This window comes from Microvirga sp. CF3016, from assembly GCF_036314085.1.
Lineage (GTDB): Bacteria > Pseudomonadota > Alphaproteobacteria > Rhizobiales > Beijerinckiaceae > Microvirga.
Genome location: NZ_JAYGGM010000010.1, coordinates 61,652 through 81,932 on the forward strand (window position 1 = coordinate 61,652; position 20,281 = coordinate 81,932).

At 66.2% G+C, this 20,281-nt stretch carries 14 protein-coding genes; 5 read left to right on the top strand and 9 right to left on the bottom strand.

Annotated elements, in window-relative coordinates; all coding sequences use genetic code 11:
• A complete protein-coding gene (locus VB672_RS15810) occupies positions 1-906 on the top strand; it encodes a DMT family transporter (RefSeq protein WP_329785162.1) in 906 nt (301 codons plus the stop codon).
• 225 nt (positions 907-1,131) lie between these two features.
• Here VB672_RS15810 and purU read toward each other — a convergent pair whose 3' ends face one another.
• From purU to VB672_RS15825, 3 genes are all read right to left on the bottom strand, one after another.
• Positions 1,132-2,004 carry a formyltetrahydrofolate deformylase gene (purU, locus tag VB672_RS15815; RefSeq protein WP_329785163.1) on the bottom strand — a complete coding sequence of 291 codons (873 nt, stop codon included), beginning with the start codon at positions 2,002-2,004 and terminating at the stop codon, positions 1,132-1,134.
• A gap of 74 nt (positions 2,005-2,078) precedes the next feature.
• A complete protein-coding gene (serA, locus tag VB672_RS15820; RefSeq protein ID WP_329785164.1) occupies positions 2,079-3,671 on the bottom strand; it encodes a phosphoglycerate dehydrogenase in 1,593 nt (530 codons plus the stop codon).
• Between the two features lie 180 nt (positions 3,672-3,851).
• Positions 3,852-5,024 (bottom strand): phosphoserine transaminase, encoded by a 1,173-nt coding sequence (locus VB672_RS15825; protein WP_329785165.1) that lies wholly within the window; start codon positions 5,022-5,024, stop codon positions 3,852-3,854.
• 247 nt (positions 5,025-5,271) lie between these two features.
• On the opposite strand from VB672_RS15825, the gene VB672_RS15830 reads away from it, so the two are divergent.
• A complete protein-coding gene (locus VB672_RS15830) occupies positions 5,272-6,540 on the top strand; it encodes an efflux RND transporter periplasmic adaptor subunit (RefSeq protein WP_329785166.1) in 1,269 nt (422 codons plus the stop codon).
• A gap of 153 nt (positions 6,541-6,693) precedes the next feature.
• Positions 6,694-9,855, top strand: coding sequence for an efflux RND transporter permease subunit (locus VB672_RS15835; RefSeq protein ID WP_329785167.1), 3,162 nt, complete (start codon positions 6,694-6,696; stop codon positions 9,853-9,855).
• A 143-nt stretch (positions 9,856-9,998) separates the two neighbouring features.
• Here the strand turns inward: VB672_RS15835 and glmM are convergent, their stop codons facing one another.
• The 5 genes from glmM to pal form a co-directional block, all read right to left on the bottom strand.
• A complete protein-coding gene (gene glmM / locus VB672_RS15840; protein WP_329785168.1) occupies positions 9,999-11,354 on the bottom strand; it encodes a phosphoglucosamine mutase in 1,356 nt (451 codons plus the stop codon).
• Between the two features lie 223 nt (positions 11,355-11,577).
• On the bottom strand, positions 11,578-13,497 hold the full coding sequence (gene ftsH / locus VB672_RS15845; protein WP_329785169.1) for an ATP-dependent zinc metalloprotease FtsH: 1,920 nt from the start codon (positions 13,495-13,497) through the stop codon (positions 11,578-11,580).
• A 145-nt stretch (positions 13,498-13,642) separates the two neighbouring features.
• Complete coding sequence (gene tilS, locus VB672_RS15850) at positions 13,643-14,662, bottom strand: tRNA lysidine(34) synthetase TilS (protein WP_329785170.1); 1,020 nt, start codon at positions 14,660-14,662, stop codon at positions 13,643-13,645.
• A 29-nt stretch (positions 14,663-14,691) separates the two neighbouring features.
• Positions 14,692-15,678 carry a tol-pal system protein YbgF gene (gene ybgF / locus VB672_RS15855; RefSeq protein WP_329785171.1) on the bottom strand — a complete coding sequence of 329 codons (987 nt, stop codon included), beginning with the start codon at positions 15,676-15,678 and terminating at the stop codon, positions 14,692-14,694.
• 112 nt (positions 15,679-15,790) lie between these two features.
• Positions 15,791-16,291, bottom strand: coding sequence for a peptidoglycan-associated lipoprotein Pal (gene pal / locus VB672_RS15860; RefSeq protein WP_329785172.1), 501 nt, complete (start codon positions 16,289-16,291; stop codon positions 15,791-15,793).
• A 261-nt stretch (positions 16,292-16,552) separates the two neighbouring features.
• Here pal and VB672_RS15865 point away from each other — a divergent pair, with 261 nt between their 5' ends.
• Entirely contained in the window at positions 16,553-18,064 is a 1,512-nt protein-coding gene (locus VB672_RS15865; protein WP_329785173.1) for a phospholipase D-like domain-containing protein, read from the top strand.
• Positions 18,065-18,272: 208 nt separating this feature from the next.
• On the top strand, positions 18,273-18,887 hold the full coding sequence (locus VB672_RS15870) for an HdeD family acid-resistance protein (RefSeq protein WP_329785174.1): 615 nt from the start codon (positions 18,273-18,275) through the stop codon (positions 18,885-18,887).
• 41 nt (positions 18,888-18,928) lie between these two features.
• On the opposite strand, the gene tolB is transcribed toward VB672_RS15870, so the two are convergent.
• On the bottom strand, positions 18,929-20,263 hold the full coding sequence (gene tolB, locus VB672_RS15875; protein WP_329785175.1) for a Tol-Pal system beta propeller repeat protein TolB: 1,335 nt from the start codon (positions 20,261-20,263) through the stop codon (positions 18,929-18,931).
• Positions 20,264-20,281 lie beyond the last annotated feature (18 nt).

A 20,281-nucleotide genomic window follows, 5' to 3' on the forward strand; every position in this document is an offset into this window, starting at 1 on the left:
ATGAAATTTCTGCATTCGCTCCGGCAAGGGCTGTGGGGACAGGCTTACTTGCTGCTGGTCCTCACCACGCTCATGTGGGCCGGCAACGGCATCGCCGGCCGGCTCGCCATCGGCGAGGTCTCTCCCATGGTGCTCACCTGCCTGCGCTGGATCGTCGTGGTGGCGATCCTGCTGCCGCTCGTCGGGCACCGGCTCGTGGCCGAGTGGGCGAAGTTCCGGGCGCGCTGGGTCTTCACGCTGATCATGGGGGTCTTCGGCTTCACCGCCTTCAATGCGCTCTTCTATGCCGCCGCCCACCACACCAGCGCAGTCAACCTCACCATCTTCCAGGGCTCGATCCCGGTCTTCGTCCTCATCGGCATGATCGTCGTCTTTCGCGCCCGCGTGATCCCGCTGCAGATCATCGGCATGATCGTCACGCTCGCCGGCGTGATCACCGTGTCGGTCAAGGCCGACTGGGAGATCCTGAAGACCCTGGCGATCAATATCGGCGACGTGTGGATGCTGATCGCCTGCGTGTTCTATTCCGTCTACACCCTGGGCCTGCGCTACCGCCCGGAGATGCCGGGCCTCGTGTTCTTCGCCGCCATGGCGATCGTGGCCTTCGCCAGCTCCGTGCCCCTGGTCGGCGTGGAGATGATCCAGGGCACGGCGCAGTTTCCGACCCCGAAGGGCTGGCTCATCCTGCTCTATGTGGCGCTCCTGCCCTCGCTGCTCTCGCAGATCTTCTTCATCCGTGGCGTGGAGCTGATCGGCCCGGCGCGGGCGGGGCTCTTCGTCAATCTCGTGCCGGTCTTCGGAGCCCTGCTGGCCGTGGTCCTGCTCGGCGAGCCCTTCGCCCTGTATCACGCGATCGGGCTGGCGCTGGTGCTCGGCGGCATCTGGCTCGCGGAGCAGCGGCGGTAGCGAGCTATTTGCCATTCCCGGTCGGAGTGTCACCGGAGGGGAAGGGAATCCACGATCAGGCGCAACGCCATGGATCCCCTTCCCGGTCCAACGGACCGCCGGGGATGACACCCACCTCGTCATGGCCGTCCCCGGACATGATCCGGGGATCAGTCCCGGCCATCCACGTCTTCAACCGTTGCAAAGACGTGGATACCCGCAACAAGTGCGGGCATGACGATGGTGCTAATCCGCGAACACCACCGTCTTGCGGCCGTTGAGGAGAATGCGATCCTCCAGGTGGTAGCGCACGGCACGGGCCAGCACGCGGCGTTCGATGTCGCGGCCCTTGCGCACGAGATCCTCGGCCGAGTCGCGGTGCGTGATCGACTCTACGTCCTGTGCGATGATCGGACCTTCATCGAGATCGGATGTCACGTAATGCGCGGTCGCGCCGATCAGCTTCACGCCACGGGCATGGGCCTGGTGATAGGGCTTGGCGCCCTTGAAGCTGGGAAGGAACGAGTGGTGGATGTTGATGCAGCGGCCCGCGAGCTTCGCCGCGAGGCCGTCCGACAGCACCTGCATGTAGCGCGCGAGCACCACGAGATCGGCCTTCGAGTCCCGGATGATCTCCCAGACTTTGGATTCCTGCTCGAGCTTTGTGTCCTTCGTGACGGGGAGGCAGTGGAACGGGACCTTGCCCAGATCCACATGGCTGTAGGTTTCGGCCGGATGATTGGCGATGACGCCGACGGGCTCGAAATCGAGCTCGCCGATGCGCCAGCGGTAGAGCAGATCCGCGAGACAGTGGTCGAACTTCGAGACCAGCAGCATGACCCGACGCTTTTCGCCCGGGTCGCGCAGGGTCCATGTCATGCCGAATCGTTCGGCCAGCGGCGCGAAGCCGCTTTTCAGAGCCTCGATATCGCCCTTTCCCGAGACGGGATCGAAGACGACACGCATGAAGAAGCGATCGGTCTGCGTGTCGTCGTATTGCTGGGCGTCGAGAATGTTGAGACCTGCATCCGACAGATGCCCCGCCACGGCGGCCACGATGCCGGGACGGTTCGCGCAGGCGAGCGTCAGGACGAAGCGCTGCGACGAGGGTGAAGTCATGATGCGTTCCTCATGCTCTTTCATATCGCATCTTCTTATCGGCGAACCGGTGCCCACTTCGCCGGAAGATGCCGTCAGAACCGCACCGCGCGGGCGCGCTTGACCTGCGGGATCTCCTCGATCTTGCGCAGGAGTTCGTCGGAGACCGGCTCGTCCACCGACACGAAGCAGATGGCATCGCCGCCGGGCCTGTCGCGGCCGAGCGCGAAAGTCGCGACGTTCACGCCGGACTCGCCGAGCAAGGTGCCGAAGCGGCCGATGAAGCCGGGCTTGTCGTCGTTGCGGACGTAGATCATGTTCGGCGCGAACTCGGCGTCGACCATGATGTCGCGGATCTCAGTCACGCGCGGCTTGCCGTCCTGGAACACGGTGCCGCCCGCATGGCGTGCCATGTCCTCCGCATCCACGATGATACGGATGAAGCTCTCGTAGTCGCGGGCCGCGCTCTCGCGCTTGACCTCCTCCACTGTGATGCCGCGCTCGCGCGCGACGACCGGCGCCGACACCATGTTGATGTCCTGCAGGAACGGGCGCAGCACGCCGGTCACGGCCGCCGAAGTGAGCGCGCGGGTGTTCATCTCGGCCACGGCGCCCTCATACTCGATGCGAATGCCCTTGATCGAGGCTTCCGTGAGCTGGCCGAGGAAGGAGCCGAGCTTGTCGGCGAGCGCCACGAAGGGCTTCAGGCGCGGGGCCTCCTCCGCGGTGATCGATGGGAAGTTCACGGCGTTCTGGATCGCGCCCTGGAGCAGGTAATCCGACATCTGCTCGGCCACCTGCAGGGCCACGTTCTCCTGCGCTTCCGTGGTGGCCGCGCCGAGATGCGGCGTGCAGACCACGTTGGGATGGCCGAAGAGCGGGTTGGTTGTTGCCGGCTCCTCGACGAACACGTCGAACGCAGCTCCCGCCACATGGCCAGAATCGAGCGCGGCGCGCAACGCCACCTCGTCCACGAGTCCGCCGCGGGCGCAGTTGACGATGCGCACGCCCTTCTTGGTCTTGGCAATATTCTCGGCCGAGAGCACGTTCTTCGTCTTCTCGGTCATCGGCACGTGCAGGGTGATGATGTCGGCGCGGCGCAGGAGATCGTCCAGCTCCACCTTCTCCACGCCGAGCTCGATGGCACGCTCCGGCGACAGGAAGGGATCGTACGCGATCACCTTCATGCGCAACCCGATGGCGCGGTCGGCCACGATGGACCCGATATTGCCGCAGCCGATGACGCCCAGCACCTTGCCCGTGAGTTCGACGCCCATGAAGCGGTTCTTCTCCCACTTGCCTCCTTGCGTCGAGGCGTCGGCCTGCGGGATCTGGCGCGCGAGCGCGAACATCATGGCGATCGCATGTTCAGCCGTAGTGATGGAATTGCCGAAGGGCGTGTTCATGACGATGATGCCCTTCGCCGTGGCGGCGGGAATCTCGACATTGTCGACGCCGATGCCGGCGCGGCCGATCACCTTCAGGTTTTTGGCCTGTTCGAGGATCTTCGCCGTGACCTTGGTGGCGGACCGGATGGCAAGGCCGTCATACTCGCCGATGATGGCGGCGAGCTTCTCCTTGTCCTTGCCGAGATCGGGCTGGAAATCGACGTCGATGCCGCGATCCCTGAAGATCTGCACGGCGGCGGGAGAGAGAGCGTCGGAAATGAGAACGCGGGGAGCGGGCATGGTGCACCTCTGAAAATCCCTCTCCCCTCTGCGGGAGAGGATGGCCTCGCATCGCGAGGTCGGGAGAGGGGAAGAATTGTTGTGTTGATGGGAGGGGCAGCAACTAAGTCGGCAACAGCCTCTCTCCCGGTCGGCAAAGCCGACCACCCTCTCCCCTTCGCGGGAGAGGGCTATGAAGCATCAAGCCGCTTGCGCGAGCTTCGCCTTTTCCTGCGCGAAGGCCCAATCGAGCCAGGGCGTCAGGGCTTCCAGATCGGACTGCTCGACCGTGGCGCCGCACCAGATGCGAAGGCCGGGAGGCGCATCGCGATAGGCGCCGATGTCGAGGGCGACGCCCTCCTTCTCGAGTGCCGAGGTGATGCCCTTGGCGACCTGCGCCACGGCCTCGGGTCCCTTGGCGACCACGTCCGGATCGGCGATCACGAGGCACACGCTGGTGTTCGACGCGGTTGCCGGCACCTTGGCGAGGTTCGCGATCCACGGCGTCTTCGCTACCCAATCGTGGATGACCTTCGCGTTGGCGTCGGCCTTAGCCACGAGGGCGTTCAGTCCGCCGATCGACTTCGCCCATTCGAGCGCGTCGATGTAATCCTCGACGGCCAGCATGGACGGCGTGTTGATGGTCTCGCCCTCGAAGATGCCCTCGATCAACTTGCCGCCCTTGGTCATACGGAAGATCTTCGGGAGCGGCCATGCGGGCTTATACGTTTCCAAACGCTCCACCGCGCGGGGCGAGAGGATGAGCATGCCGTGGGCCGCTTCGCCGCCCAGAACCTTCTGCCAGGAGAAGGTGACCACGTCGAGCTTGGAGAAATCGAGCTTCTGCGCGAAGGCCGCCGAGGTGGCGTCGCAGATGGTGAGACCTTCACGGTCCGCCGCGATCCAGTCGGCGTTCGGCACGCGCACCCCGGAGGTGGTGCCGTTCCAGGTGAAGACCACGTCGCGGGTCTTGGTGTCGACTTGGCTCAGGTCGGGAAGTTCGCCGTAGGGCGCGCTGATCACGCGGGAATCGGAGAGCTTGAGCTGCTTGACCACGTCCGTGACCCAGCCCTCGCCGAAGCTTTCCCAGGCCAGCATGTCGACGGGCCTGGCGCCCAGCATCGACCACAGCACCATCTCGACGGCGCCGGTGTCGGAGGCGGGCACGATGCCGATACGGTAATCGGCAGGTACGTCGAGCACCTCGCGGGTGAGGTCGATGGCGAGCTTCAGGCGCGCCTTGCCGAGCTTGGCGCGGTGCGAGCGGCCGAGGCTGTCGACTTTAAGGTTCTGGAGAGACCATCCGGGGCGCTTTGCGCAGGGGCCGGATGAAAAGAAGGGCGCGCGCGGACGCGCGGCGGGCAGGCTCGTCATGTGATCCATCCTTTCAGATGGGCGCCTCTCGGTGGGGAGAGGTGTCCCGTCGACCGGTATGCCGGACGCCGGAACCACGGTCAAGGCATCTCTTGCGGGGGTGAAAGGGTAGATTACGAAATCGTAATACAAAACATCGTGTTTACTGCGTTATACCCAGAGCGCCCGGCATATATTGTGCTAGGACAACTTCCGACATTTTCGACCAAAAAGCCGAAAAGGCCGAAAGACTGAGTAAGGAGCGAGCATGCGTGTGTCCGGTCAACTCGCTGTCATAGCCATGCTGGGGGCGGCAGGCTTCGGCGGCTGGTACGCCTACAAGGGCGGCCATTTGGCCAATGTGCCCGTGATCGGCGCGTATGTGGGTCAACCGGCTGGACAGCAGGCCGCCCAGGGGGCACGCGCCCGCGGCGGGGCGACCGGTCCCGCGACGGTCGAGGTCGACACGGTCAAGACCGGCCGCATCGTCGAGATGCGGGAATCCGTTGGCACGGTCCGTGCCTATGAATCGATCACCGTCACCGCCAAGGTGGCAGGCATCGTCGGCGAGATCGGTTTCAGCGAAGGGCAGAAGGTCAAGGCCGGGGACATGCTGGTCCAGTTCGACGCCGCCGAACGGCGCGCCGAGATCGAGCAGGCTATCGCCGAGGCGAGCCGCGCCGAGGCGCTCCGGAACGAGATCGCCATCAAGCTCGAACGCGCCCAGGCGCTCAGCCGCACCGGCGCCGGCACCGGTGCGCAGGTGGACGATCTCACGGCCCAGATGAAGTCGCTCGAAGGCTCCATCGCGTCCGCCCGGGCGCAGCGCAAGGCGGCCGAGGCGCGGCTCGAGGACCTGACCATCCGTGCGCCCTTCGCGGGCCGCGTGGGCACCCGCTCCGTCTCCCTCGGCGCCTATGTGGCCCCGGGCACTCGCATCACTTCCCTGGACGACCTGTCCAAGGTGCGCCTCGACTTCGCCGTTCCGGAGAACCTCCTGGGCCGCCTGAAGCCGGGCCAGACGGTCAATGCGGTCTCGGCGGCCTACAAGGGCCGCACCTTCAAGGGCAGCGTGTCGACCATCGATCCGCGCGTGGACCAGACGACCCGCACGGCGCGCCTGACGGCCGAGTTCGAGAATTCCGACGAAGCCCTGAAGCCCGGTATGTTCCTGTCGGTGGCCCTGGAGGTCTCGACCAAGGACGATGCCGTGGTGGTGCCGGAGGAGGCCGTCGTCAGCGAGGGCCTGCGCCACATCGTCTATCCGGTGAAGGACAGCAAGGTGGAGCGCCGCGTCATCACCATCGGCCAGCGCCAGGGCGGCAAGGTCGAGGTGGTGGATGGGCTCAAAGCCGGCGAGACCATCGTCGTGCTGGGCGTCCAGCGCGTGCGGCCGGGAGCCGAGGTCGTCGCCCGCCCGGTGGGTTCGGGGGTGCCGGCTGCCCCCGTCCCGGCGGCGAACCGGGAGCAGCCCTCCCGCTCCTCGCTGAACGTTCCGCAGGCCATCGGCAGCGCGCAGGCGGCCGAGCGGAAGTGAAACAGTTCGTGTCATCCCCGGCGGTCCGCAGGACCGGGAAGGGGATCCATGGCGCTGAGCGTGTGAGTGGATCCCCTTCCCTCGCTCCGCTCGCCGGGGATGACACCGAGTGCCTCATCAGAAGACTTGACCCTAACGGGACCGAATAGAGCCATGCAGGTTTCAGACCTCTTCATCCGCCGCCCCGTCTTCGCCGTCGTGGTGAGCCTCCTGCTGATCGTCGGCGGCCTTGCCGCGCTCATGAACCTGCCGGTGCGCGAGTATCCGCAGACCGACCGTCCGGTCGTGTCGGTTTCCACCGTGTATCGCGGCGCCTCGAACGAGGTGATCGAGAGCCGGGTGACGGAGATCATCGAGGGTGCGGTCGCGGGCATCGAGGGCATCCGCCAGATCACGTCACAGAGCCAGAACGACCGCTCGTCGGTTTCGATCGAGTTCGAAGTCTCCCGCGATCCGGAAGCCGCGACCTCCGACGTGCGCGACGCCGTCTCCCGCGTCGCCGGACGGCTGCCGGACGGCGCCGACACGCCCGTGGTGCGCAAGGTCGATGCGAACGCCTCGGCCATCATGTGGATCGGCGTCACGTCCACAAGCCTCGATGCGATGGAACTCAGCGATTTTCTCAAGCGCGTCTACGTCGACCGCCTCTCCACCGTGCCGGGTGTCGCCAACGTCAACCTGAGCGGCGAGCGGCGCTACGCCATGCGCATCTGGGTCGACCGGCCGGCGCTCGCGGCCCGCGGCCTCACGGTGCAGGACCTGGAGACGGCCATCAAGCGCCAGAACGTGGAGCTGCCCGGCGGCCGGATCGAGTCGAGCCAGCGCGAATTCACCGTCAAGACCGATTCCCGTCTCGCCACGCCCGAGCAGTTCTCGCAGGTGATCGTCACCAACAAGAACGGCTATCTGGTCAGGCTCGGCGAAGTCGCCCAAGTCGAAGTCGGTCCCGAGGATACGCGCTTCGAGTTCTATCAGTCGGGCGAGACCGCCATCGGCATGGGCATCGTGCGCCAGTCGACCGCCAACACGCTCTCCGTGGTCGATGGCGTGCGCAAGGAACTGGAGGAGCTGAAGAGTTCGCTGCCGCCCGGCACCACGGCGGACATCGCCTATGACGAGAGCCAGTTCATCCGCGCTTCGATCGAAGGCGTGCTGCACACCCTCGTGGAAGGTGTCGCGCTCGTGATCCTGGTGATCCTGGTCTTCCTGCGCGACTGGCGCTCGACCATCGTGGCCATGGTGGCGATCCCCGTCTCGATCATCGCGGCCTTCATGGTGATGGCCTTCTTCGGCGCCTCCATCAACGTGCTGACGCTGCTCGCCATCGTGCTCGCCATCGGCATCGTGGTGGACGACGCGATCGTGGAGATCGAGAACGTGCACCGGCGCATCGAGGAAGGCCAGCCGCCGCTGCTCGCCTCCTTCGACGGCGCACGCGAGATCGGGTTCGCGGTGATCGCCACCACGGCGACGCTCATGGCCGTGTTCGTGCCGCTCGCCTTCATGACCGGCAACACCGGCAAGCTGTTCCGCGAGTTCGGCATCACTCTTGCCGCCTCGATCTTCTTCTCGGGCGTGGTCGCACGCACGCTCACCCCGATGCTGTGCTCCAAGCTGATGGTTCCCGCCCATGGCCGGATCCAGCGCATGACCGAGCCGGTCTTCGAGAAGATGAACGGCGGCTACCGCTGGCTGCTCTCGCGCGCCCTGCAGGTGCCGGTCGTCATTCTCTTCATCGGCTTCCTGGTGTCGCTGTCGGCCTATGGCCTGTTCCAGTCCCTGCCGAAGGAATTCGCCCCGACGGAGGATCGCGGCGCCATCATCGTCCGGCTCCAGGCGCCGGAGGGCGCGAGCCTCGACTATACCCGCGACCGGGTGAAGGAGGTCGAGAAGGCCCTCATGCCCCTGCAGGAGCAGGGCCTCGTGGCCTCCATGCTGAGCCAGGTGGCTCCTGGCTTTGCCCGCCCCTCCCCGGTCAACGAAGGCATCGTGATCGTGCGCCTCGTTCCCTGGGAGGAGCGCACCGAGAGCCAGCAGGACATCGTGCGCCAGATCACCCCGAAGGTGTCGAACTTCCCCGGCGCACGCGTCTCGGTGGTCAACCCGCCGGCCTTCGGCGGCGCCGGCGGCTTCGGCCAGCCGATCCAGTTCGTTCTCGGCGGCCCCGATTACGAGACGATCCGCGGCTGGCGCGACATCGTCATGCAGAAGGCCCAGGAGACGGGCAAGTTCGTCAACATGGACTCGAACTACCGCGAGTCCCAGCCGGACATCCGCGTCCAGATCGACCGCCAGCGCGCCGCCGATCTCGGCGTCTCGGTGGAGGATATCGGCCGCACGCTGGAATTGATGTTCGGCGAGACCGAAGTCTCGACCTTCGTGAGCCGCGGCGACGAATATCCGGTGATCATGCGCGCCCGCGCTCAGGACCGTGCGACGCCCAACGATCTCACCAACACCTTCATCCGCGCGGCCAACAGCGAACTGGTTCCCCTCTCCTCCTTCGTGACGCTCACGGAATCGGCGGCGCCGCAGGCCCTGAACCGGTTCGACCGCCTGCGGTCGATCACGATCCAGTCCTCGCTGGCGCCCGGCGTCTCCATCGGCGAGGGTCTTGAGATCCTGCAGCAGATCGTGCGCGACAACCTGCCGGCGGAGGTGCGCATCGGCTATACGGGCCAGTCCAAGGACTTCCTGGACTCGACCGGCGCGATCTACGTGACCTTCGCTATGGCGCTCCTGGTGGTGTTCCTGGTGCTGGCGGCGCAGTTCGAGAGCTGGATCAACCCGTTCATCATCATGCTCACCGTGCCGCTCGCGGTGACCGGCGGTTTGCTGGCCCTGTTCGTCACCGGACAGACGCTCAACATCTACAGCCAGATCGGCATGATCCTGCTCATCGGCCTCATGACCAAGAACGGCATCCTGATCGTCGAGTTCTCGAACCAGTTGCGCGAGCGCGGCTATTCGGTGCGGGATGCGGTGGTCGAGGCCTCGGTGCTGCGCCTGCGCCCGATCCTGATGACCTCGATCGCCATGATCGGTGGCGCCATCCCGCTCGCCTGGTCCACCGGCGCGGGCGCCGAGGCGCGCAATGCCATCGGCTCGGTGATCGTGGGCGGCGTCACCGTCTCGACCATGCTGACCATGCTGGTAGTGCCCTCGATCTATCTGCTCCTCGGCGGCTTCACGAAGCCTGCCACCTACGTGAGCGAGATGCTCGATAGGCTGCGCGCGCAGACCGGTCAGGTCCCGCACGGCGAGGATCTGCCGGGTCGGACGAAGGAGGTTCCTCCGGCCCACCCGGCGGAGTGATCTGGGTGCAGATCGGCGAGCCAACGGACTAGCTGAGCGCGTGTTCCCCTCTCCCGGGCGGGAGAGGGAGAGGCGTTAAAACAAAAGCCCCGCCGAAATGATCGCCGGGGCTTTTGTTATGAGGTTGAAACAGAAGGCGTGCCTTACGCCGCGGCCTTCGAAGCCGCCTGGGTCACCGCCTCCACCACGTCGTCCACCACGCGGTTGACCAGGTCCTCGTTGTCGCCCTCGCCCATCACACGGATGACCGGCTCGGTGCCGGAGGGGCGGATCACGAGACGGCCCGCTTGGCCGAGGGTCTCGCGGCCGGCCTCGATGGCCTGGATGACCGAGGCTTCCTGCAGGGGCTTGCCGGCCTTGTAGCGCACGTTCTTGAGCACCTGCGGCAGCGGCTCGAAGCAGTGGCAGACCTCGGAGACCGGCTTGCCGAGGCTCTTCACCACGGCGAGGAGCTGAAGCGCCGCCACGAGGCCGTCGCCCGTGGTGGTGTAGTCGGACATGATGATGTGGCCCGATTGCTCGCCGCCGAGATTGTAGCCGTGGGCGCGCATGTGCTCGAGCACGTAGCGGTCGCCGACCGCGGTGCGCACGAGGCCGAGGCCCATGCCGTTCAGGTAGCGCTCCAGGCCGAGATTGGACATGATCGTCGCCACGAGGCCGGGCTGCGCCAGGCGGCCGTCCTCCTTCCAGGACCGGGCGACGACGCCCATGAGCTGGTCACCATCGACCTTGTGACCCTTCTCGTCGACGATCAGGACCCGGTCCGCATCGCCGTCGAGGGCAATGCCCACATCGGCGCGCAGCTCGCGCACCTTGTGGATCAGGGCGTCCGGCGCGGTGGAGCCGACATCGTGGTTGATGTTGAAGCCGTTGGGCTCCACGCCGATGGACACCACCTCGGCGCCGAGCTCCCACAGGGCCTCAGGGGCGACCTTGTAGCCGGCCCCGTTGGCGCAATCGATCACGACCCGCATGCCTTCTAGGTCGATCTGGCGCGGGAGGGTGCGCTTGGCGAACTCGATATAGCGGGCCTGGACGCTCTCGATACGCTTGGCGCGGCCAAGCGTGGAAGAGCCGGAAAGACGCCGCGTCAGGTCGGAATCGATCAGAGCCTCGATCTGAAACTCCATGTCGTCGCTGAGCTTGAACCCGTCGGGGCCGAACAGCTTGATGCCGTTGTCTTCGTAAGGGTTGTGGGAAGCCGAGATCATGACGCCCAGGTCGCAGCGCATGGAGCGCGTCAGCATGGCGACGGCCGGGGTCGGGATCGGCCCCAGCAGCAGCACGTCCATGCCCACCGAGGTGAAGCCTGCCTGGAGGGCGGATTCGATCATGTAGCCGGAAAGCCGCGTATCCTTGCCGATCACGACCCGATGACGGTAATCGCCCCGCTGCTGGAACATGAGGCCGGCTGCCTGCCCGACCCGGAGGGCCAGATCCGGCGTGATGATGCCGTTGGCGCGGCCCCGAATGCCGTCGGTCCCGAAGTATTTACGCACGTGCTTTGTCTCCGCATTCCGTAGCGCTGATCCGCGCTTTGGCTTTTTCAAAGCAACCTCCCTGAATTCGGTCAAGGGACCCGGGCCAATGCGCGCATCACAAGTGATAAGCGATTGTTACAAGTCTTAGACCTGGTGCTTAGGGAGTATTAGATCTTGGAGGTAAACAAAAAAGAACGCCCGCCGGGGGCGGGCGTCCTGAATTTTACATCTGCAGCCGTTTTTAGGCCTGCGGCTGGGGCTCCATGCCCCCGTCGCTCTCCCGCGGCCGGCCCGGCCGGGTGGTCGGAACGGCGGAGCCGCGGCTGGGGGTGAGGGACTCGCCGGTGTCGCGAACCGGAGGCTGGCCGTCCAGGAGGTTGCGGATCTCCTCACCGGTCAGGGTCTCGTACTCGAGCAGGCCGCGGGCCAGGGCTTCAAGGTCGTGCGCCTTCTCGGTCAGGATCCGGCGGGCGTCGTTGAGCCCGTCCTCGACCAGGCGGCGGACCTCCGAGTCGATCTTCTGGGCGGTCGCCTCCGAGACGTTCTGCTGCCGGCCCATCTGCATGCCGAGGAACACCTCGTCCTGGTTCTCGCCGTAAGCGACAGTGCCGAGCTCGGGCGAGAAGCCCCAGCGGGTCACCATCATGCGGGCCAGACGCGTCGCCTGCTCGATGTCCGACTGGGCGCCCGAGGTGACCTTCTCCTTGCCGAAGATCATCTCCTCGGCGATGCGGCCGCCCATCATGATGGCCAGACGCGAGGTCATCTGCTCGTAGCTCATGGACAGCTTGTCCCGCTCAGGGAGCTGCATGACCATGCCGAGCGCACGGCCGCGCGGGATGATGGTCGCCTTGTGCACCGGGTCGGTGGCCGGGACGTTCAGCGCCACGACGGCGTGGCCGGCCTCGTGATAGGCGGTCAGGCGCTTTTCGTCGTCGGTCATGACGAGGGTGCGGCGCTCGGCGCCCATCATCACCTTGTCCTTGGCGTCCTCGAACTCGCGCATGGTCACGATGCGCTTGCCGCGGCGGGCGGCCAGCAGAGCCGCCTCGTTGACGAGATTCATCAAGTCGGCGCCCGAGAAGCCGGGGGTGCCGCGGGCGATGATCTTCAGGTCCACGTCGGGGGCCAGCGGTACCTTGCGGACATGGACGCGCAGGATCTTCTCGCGGCCGACCACGTCCGGGTTCGGGACGACGATCTGGCGGTCGAAGCGGCCCGGACGCAGCAGCGCCGGATCGAGCACGTCGGGACGGTTGGTGGCCGCGATGATGATCACGCCCTCGTTGGCCTCGAAGCCGTCCATCTCCACCAGGAGCTGGTTGAGGGTCTGCTCGCGCTCGTCGTTGCCGCCGCCGAGGCCGGCGCCGCGGTGACGGCCGACCGCGTCGATCTCGTCGATGAAGATGATGCAGGGGGCGTTCTTCTTGGCCTGCTCGAACATGTCGCGCACGCGGGAGGCGCCCACGCCCACGAACATCTCGACGAAGTCGGAGCCCGAGATGGTGAAGAACGGCACGTTGGCCTCGCCGGCGACCGCACGGGCGGTCAGGGTCTTACCGGTGCCGGGAGGGCCGACGAGCAGCACGCCGCGCGGGATGCGGCCGCCCAGGCGCTGGAACTTCTGCGGGTCGCGCAGGAACTCCACGACCTCCTGCAGGTCTTCCTTGGCCTCGTCGATTCCCGCCACGTCGTCGAAGGTGACGCGGCCATGCGCCTCGGTCAGGAGCTTCGCCTTGGACTTGCCGAAGCCCATGGCCCGGCCGGCGCCGCTCTGCATCTGGCGCGACAGAAACACCCAAGCGCCGATGAACAGCGCGATGGGCAGGATGTTCATGAGGACCGCGATGAACCAGGGGGTCGAATCCGACTGCGGGCGGGCTGTGATCTGCACGCCCTTCTGCTGCAGCTTCGTGACCAGCATCGGGTCGCTCGGCGCATAGGTCGTGAAGGTGCGGCCGTCCGTATAGGTGCCGCTGATCTCCGGCCCGGAGATGACGACGCTGGTGATGCGCCCGGCATCGGCCTCGCTGAGGAGCTGGCTGTAAGCGATATCGCTGCCGCCGCCCCTTTGGCCCGGGCTCTGGAAAAGGGTCACGAGCGCCAGCACCAGGAGGAAGATGACGACCCACAAGGCGAAGTTGCGGAAATTTGAATTCATCGGATCAGGTTCTGCCCCAGAGGGAGATGAAGCGCGAGGAGATCTCCCCGAGCGGTTAAACTCAATGTAGGCACACCGTCCCGCCTTGCCAAGGGAATGCGGCACCCATGGGGCGCGATCCGATAACGTTGGCTAAGAGATTTGGCTAACGGCCCCGCCGCCGCGGCGGTTCCGGCCCGATGGAGACGCGCCCTGCGCGATCCAGCCGCACGAGCGCTCCGGCGATGGTGAGGCTCAAGCTCTCCCCTGCCCTGACCGCCTCCCGCAGGCGCTCCGTGCAGGCTTCGAGCCGGTGAAGGCGGCGGTTCTCGAGGCCCGTTCCGGCAATGGCCTGTTCCAGAACGCGCAGGGCAATTTCGAAAGGCTCGCTTGCAAGGATGCCGGCCTGGAATGTGAGATTGCCGCCCTCGGAAAGGGGCCCGGCCCGCTCCAGCGCCTCCCTGGCCTTGAGATCGAGAGCCTCTTCGGCCTGGGCGGCACGCTCGGCGAAGCGTGCCAGGCGCTCGGCATCGAGGCCTTCCGCCGCCAGGAGCGGCATGAGCCTGCGCCAACGCACGCGGGCATAGCGTTCATTGGCGTTGGACGGATCCTCGACGAAGCGCCAGCCCTCTCTCCGGCAGAGATCGAGAAGGGCCGATTTCGGCCAATCGAGCAGAGGCCGCACGTGCAGGATGCCTCCTCTGTCGGTCTCCCGTCGCATGCCGGAAAGACCCGAAAGGCCTGAGCCCCGAGCCAGGCGCATCATCACGGTCTCGGCCTGATCGTCGCGGGTATGGGCGGTGGCCAGGTGCGAAGCCCCGGCCTCGCGGGCCAGCGCGACGAGGAGCCGGTAACGCGCCTCGCGCGCGGCCTCCTGGATGCCGGTTCGAGGCTTGTCGCCCGTCCATGCGAGGATCCGGTGCGGCAGGTTCAGGGCAGCGGCCTCCTGCGCGACGAAGGCGGCTTCCGCGGCGGCTTCCGGCCTCAGGCCGTGGTCGATGGTGGCGACGAGAACGGGAGGTCGCTCTCCGGCAGCGGACCAGCGGGCGATCAGATGCATCAGAGCCGTCGAGTCCGGCCCGCCGGATACGGCGGCGACGATGCCCGAGGCATGGTTCAGAGAGGCAAAAAGACGGTCCAGCCCTTCGACCGAGAGCGCATCGTCGGGAGGCGGAGAAGCGGCCATCGCTTGGCCCTTCGGAATTCGTCAGCGGCTCAGCTGCACTTGATGCGCTTCTGCTCGCGCTCGGACGCCTGGCGGACGGGAGCCGAGGCCTGAGGATACTTGCGGTCGAGCTCGGCGAAGACGGCACAGGCGCGATCCTTGGCGCCGAGGCCGTTTAGCGAGATGCCGAGCCGCAGCAGAGCATCGGGCGCCTTGGCGGCATCCGGGTGCTCGGCCGAGACGTTCAGGAACTGCTCCGCGGCCTCGCGGTAGCGGCTGCGCTGAAGATAGGTCTCGCCGAGCCAGAAGGTGGCTTCGGGCACCAGCCTGTCGCGGGGGTTGGACTGGAGGAAGCGGCGAAAGCCCATCTCGGCCTGATCGTACTGCTTCTGGGCAAAGGAGGCATAGGCAGCGTCGAAATCCGACCGCGGGTTGCCCACACTCGTCGCCGCGACGCTCGGCCCCGGACGCTCGGCAAGGGCGCCCTGCGGAAGGGGCGCCATACGGTCGTGTGCGCCACCGTCCATGGGAGCGCCATCGAGATCATCCTGCTCGCCCTGCTCTATCAGGTCGCCGATTCCCGCGAGCTGCCCGCCTGGCAGCGGCATGGGACGGCTCGCATCGGCCGTCAGGGGCGCGGAGGGCGTCGTGCTGCCGAGGGGCCGGGGCGCGCCGGGAGCATCCGGCGCTTCGGACGGGTCGAAGACGTCGCTGCGGCGCTGCGGCTGGGCCGGGGCCGGCTGAGCCTGGGGCTGCGCCGGGCGCGACGGCGTGGCCGTCGGCGCAGAGGGCCGGGAGCCGCCGCGGCTGTCCTGGAAGCGGAACTCCACGTCCTCCTGGAACTTGCGCAGCTGCTCCTTGAGCTGCCGGTTCTCGTACTGGAGCTGCTCCATCTGGCCGGAGATCTGCCGGAACTGGCTCTCGAGCCGGTTCAGGCGCACGATCGCATCGGCGGCATCCTGCGCGGCGGCAGGGGAAACCGAAGTTACAGCCAGAGCCAGGGCTAAGGCGAAAAAGACAAACAGGCTTCGATACATGCTGGGATACCGTGAGGGTCCTCGTTCGAGGAGGCCGATAACACAAAAGCGCCGCCACGGCGAGAATGTGGCAGCGCTTTGCGATTCACGAGGGGTTGAACCCGGTGAGGCTTTATGCCCCGGCGCCGCCGCCGAGCACAGTGACCGCGCGGCGGTTCTGCGACCAGCAGGAGATGTCGTTGCAGACCGCCACCGGACGCTCCTTGCCGTAGGACACGGTGCGGAAGCGGTTGCCCGGGATGCCGCGGGAGATCAGGTAGTCGCGCACGACCTGGGCGCGGCGGGCGGAGAGCGAGTAGTTGTACTCGCGCGTGCCGCGCTCGTCCGCATGGCCTTCCAGGATGAAGGTGTAGGTCGGATAGCGCTGCAGCCACTGGGCCTGCTTGTCGAGGGTCGCGACGGCCGTGGGAGTGAGGTCGGTCGAGTCGGTCTCGAAGAACACGCGGTCGCCCACGTTGACGACGAAATCCTGAGCACTTCCAGGGGTGGCGGCACCGCCGGCTCCGAAGCCCCCGGCTCCATCGGCCATACCATCTTTGTTGGACGAACACGCCGCCGCCCCGAGGGCGAGGACGATAGCAGCGGCGAACTTGACGGCGCGCAGCGTCATCATTGGCAATACTCCTTACACATACGTTTGCCGAACGTTGTGTCTTTCATATCGGGAGGATGGTTAAAGGAGGGTTCCGTCAACCGTGAGGAGACACGCCGGATTAAGGTGAATTATGGCCAAGTTGTGGAAGTTGGGATCAGGGTTAATCGGCAGTAAACACATTCATCGTGTGCCGTATATTCCTACCGCAACGTCATGCCGCAAGGTGAGGCACATGAAGCTCGGCTGCTGCCGATTGTCGGATTCAAGCGTTGAGAGGCTATGAACATCGTGACGACCCAGCCCGGAAGCCTCGGACACCCCTATCGCAAGGCCCTGGACGATCTGCGTCTGGAGCGGGCTTTCGCGCGCATTGCCGACAGTGACCTGCGTCAAGGCAACGCGATCGCCCTGCTGCGGGACTCGCGAGAAAATTACCCGGCTTGGCTGGAGGCGATCCGATCGGCGCAGTCGGTCATCCATTTCGAGAACTTCATCGTGGCCGACGACAAGACCGGCCAGGAATTCGCCGACGCCTTCATGGAACGGGCCCTGGCCGGCGTGAAGGTGCGGGTGCTCTACGACTGGCTCGGCTCGTCCATGCGCGCCCTGCCCCCTTACTGGCGACGCCTGCGCGAGGCGGGAGTCGAAGCCCGGGTCTTCAATCCGCCCCGGCTGACGGATCCGTTCTGGGTTCGCCGCAACCACCGCAAGCTGATCACCGTCGACGGGCGAATCGGCTTCGTGTCGGGGCTGTGCATCTCCGACAACTGGGTGGGCAAGAACGGCCACGAGCCCTGGCGCGATACCGGCCTGTCCGTGGAAGGGCCTCTAGTGGCGGATCTCGATGCCACCTTCGCGGAGAGCTGGGTGCTTGCCGGGATGAGGCCGATCCCGAAAGCCGAGTTGCCCCATGCCGATCTGATCCCGCATGCGGGCTCCGTGGCGGCCCGGGTCATCAGCGGCGAACCCGGCATGTTCCGCACCTACCGGGTCGATCAGTTCATCGCCGCAACCGCCCAGCGCAACCTCTGGCTCACCGACGCCTATTTCGTCGCCACCACCTCGTATGTGCAGGCCCTGGGCGAGGCGGCCCGCGACGGAGTGGACGTGCGCCTGCTGGTTCCCGGATCGAGCGACGTGCCAGCGCTGCAGCCGGTGGTGCGGGCCGGCTACCGCTCCCTCATCGAGGCCGGGATCAGGGTCTACGAGTGGAACGGCTCGATGCTCCACGCCAAAACGGCGGTGGCGGACGGACGCTGGGCCCGCGTCGGCTCCACCAACCTCAACATCGCGAGTTGGGCAACCAATTGGGAACTCGACGTGGTGGTGGAGGATACGGGCTTCGCCGAGGCCATGGAGGCGATGTACCTGGAGGATCTCGCCAACGCGACCGAGATCGTTCCCGGCTGGCAGTCCCGGCGGCGTCAGGCGAAGAACATGCGCTCGCGCCGGGGCCATCGCTTCAAGAGAGGCGGCGTGCGCAGGCTCGCGGCCGGCGCTCTGGCACTGTCGAGCACGGTCGGCAAGGCGGTCGGCTCCCGCTCCCTGACGGCCACGGAGGCGAGCAGCGTCGCCATCATCGGCTTCGCGCTCCTGGCCCTCGCCGCGCTGGTCACGTTCTTTCCGGTCCTGATCGTCTCTCCGATCGTCATCGCCTTGGCCTGGTTCGGAATCGCGCTTCTCATCCGCGCCTTCCGGCTCAAGCGGCGGGTGCGCCTCAGACGCCGGAAGCTTGCCCTAAGGCGCAGGCTGACCAAGATCAGGGAGGGCGAGGCATCGCCAGGAGAGTAGGCCCCAAGAATAAAAGGAAACCAACGGTCAAGCTTGGCGTTGATCTCGAGCCAGAGCATCGGACCCAAAGTGGATTCCACTTTTGGGGCCCGTCCGATGCTTTATGCTGGCGCATCGTTCTTCGCGGAACACCGGGTCCACTTTTCACTGGCGTGGCTCGCTTGGGACCGCACGATGCGCAGTGCGTCCCATCTCGAGGAGGACTCCTATGGCTACAGGCACAACCGGCTCTTTCGACACCCTTGATCGCACCCACGCCATGAGCCAGCTTCTGGCGCAGAACTGGTGGGCGCTGGCGCTGCGCGGCGTCTTCGCGATCGTCTTCGCGCTCATCGCCTTCTTCTCGCCCGGGGCCACGCTCCTGTCCCTGGTCTGGGTCTTTGCGGCCTACATGCTCGTCGACGGCGTATTCGGCATCGTCTCGGGCATCAGAGCGGCCTCCAACAACCAGCGCTGGGGCCTTCTGATCCTCGGCGGCATCCTGAATATCCTGGTCGGGATCGTGGCCTTCCTGATGCCGGGGCTCACGGTTCTGTTCTTCGTCACCCTGATGGCCGTGTGGTCGCTGATCACCGGCGTCCTAACGATCGTCGCCGCCTTCAAGCTGAACCCGACCTACGGCCGCGGCTGGCTGATCTTCAGCGGCATCGTGTCGGCGCTGTTCGGCGTCGCGCTTCTGATCGCCCCTCTCGTCGGTGCGGTCGTGCTGACTTGGTGGCTGGGCGCCTATGCGCTCGTCTTCGGTATCTCCCTTCTGGTGCTCGCCTTCAAGCTCAAGGGGCGCAAGGACGAGACCGGCAGCTCAGCCCCGATGGCTGCTTGATTCAAGAAAAAGGGCGCCCGAGGCGCCCTTTTTCCTGTCGATCAGTTGCTCTGCCGGCTCTCGCTCAACAGCGGCGACCAGGTGGGGTCGGACGCGAAGGACGGGGTCGGCACGGGCTGCTCCACGCGCCCCGTGATGTCGACCATGTAGAGCTTGCCGCCGGCCTGTCCGCCGGGATCGCGGAAAAACAGGATGTACTGGCCGTTGGGCGCCCAGGTGGGGCTTTCGTTGTGGAAGCCTTCCGTGAGAATGCGCTCGCCCGAGCCGTCCGGCTTCATGATGCCGATGGCGAAGCCGCCCGCGCGCTGCTTGGTGAAGGCAATGTAGTCGCCGCGCGGCGACCAGGCCGGCTGCGAATAGGAGCCGTCGCCGAACGAGATACGGCGCTGGTTCGAGCCGTCCGCGTTCATGGCATAGATCTGCTGCTTGCCGCCGCGGTCGCTCTCGAACACGATCTGGCTGCCGTCCGGCGAGAAGGACGGCGAGGTGTCGATAGCGGCCGTCGAAGTCAGGCGCGTCGTGTTGCGCGATCCCAGATCCATCATGAAGATGTTGGCGTTGCCGCCCTGCTGCAGGCTCATGACGATCCGCTGCCCGTCCGGCGCGAAGCGCGGCGAGGAGGCCATGTCGGGGAAGTTGCCCAGCACCTGGCGCGTGCCCGTCTCCAGGTTGATCACCTGGACGCGCGGCTGCTGGCCTTCCACCTGGGCCGAATAGGTGATGTCCTGCGTGGCCGGCGAATAGCGCGGCGTCACCACGGAGGTGTCGCCTTGGGTTAGGTAGCGGACGTTCGCGCCGTCCTGATCCATGATCGCGAGGCGCTTGCGGCGGTTCTCCTTCGGGCCCGATTCATCGACGAACACGATGCGCGTGTCGAAGAAGCCGCCGAAGCCCGTCACCTTCGTGTAGACCGCGTCCGAAATGATGTGGCCGACGCGGCGCCAGAAATTGGCGTCGGTCACGTATTGCTGGCCGGTGAGCTGCTGGCCCGACTCGATGTCCCACAGGCGGAACTCCGCGCGCAGGCGGCCCGACGGATCGCGCGAGACGCGGCCCGTCACGAGCGCCTGGGCGCCGGCCATCTTCCAGGCATCGAAGCGCGGCGCGGCGTCGAAGGACGGCCGCTCGGGGAAGCGCGACTTGTCGAGCGGCGCGAAATAGCCGGAACGCTGCAGGTTGCTGGTGATGATGCCGGACACGCGCTGCCCGAGATCGCCCTCGCCGGAGAAATCGGCAACGGCGATGGGCATGGGCTGGAACTGGCCGCCTGGTCCAACACGGAACGACAGCTGCGCCTGGGCAGATGGCACGAGTGCCGCCATCGGCACGACGACGGCCAGCGCAACGAGAAGACGGGAGACGAAGCGAGTGATCATGGGATGCTATCTCAAGCT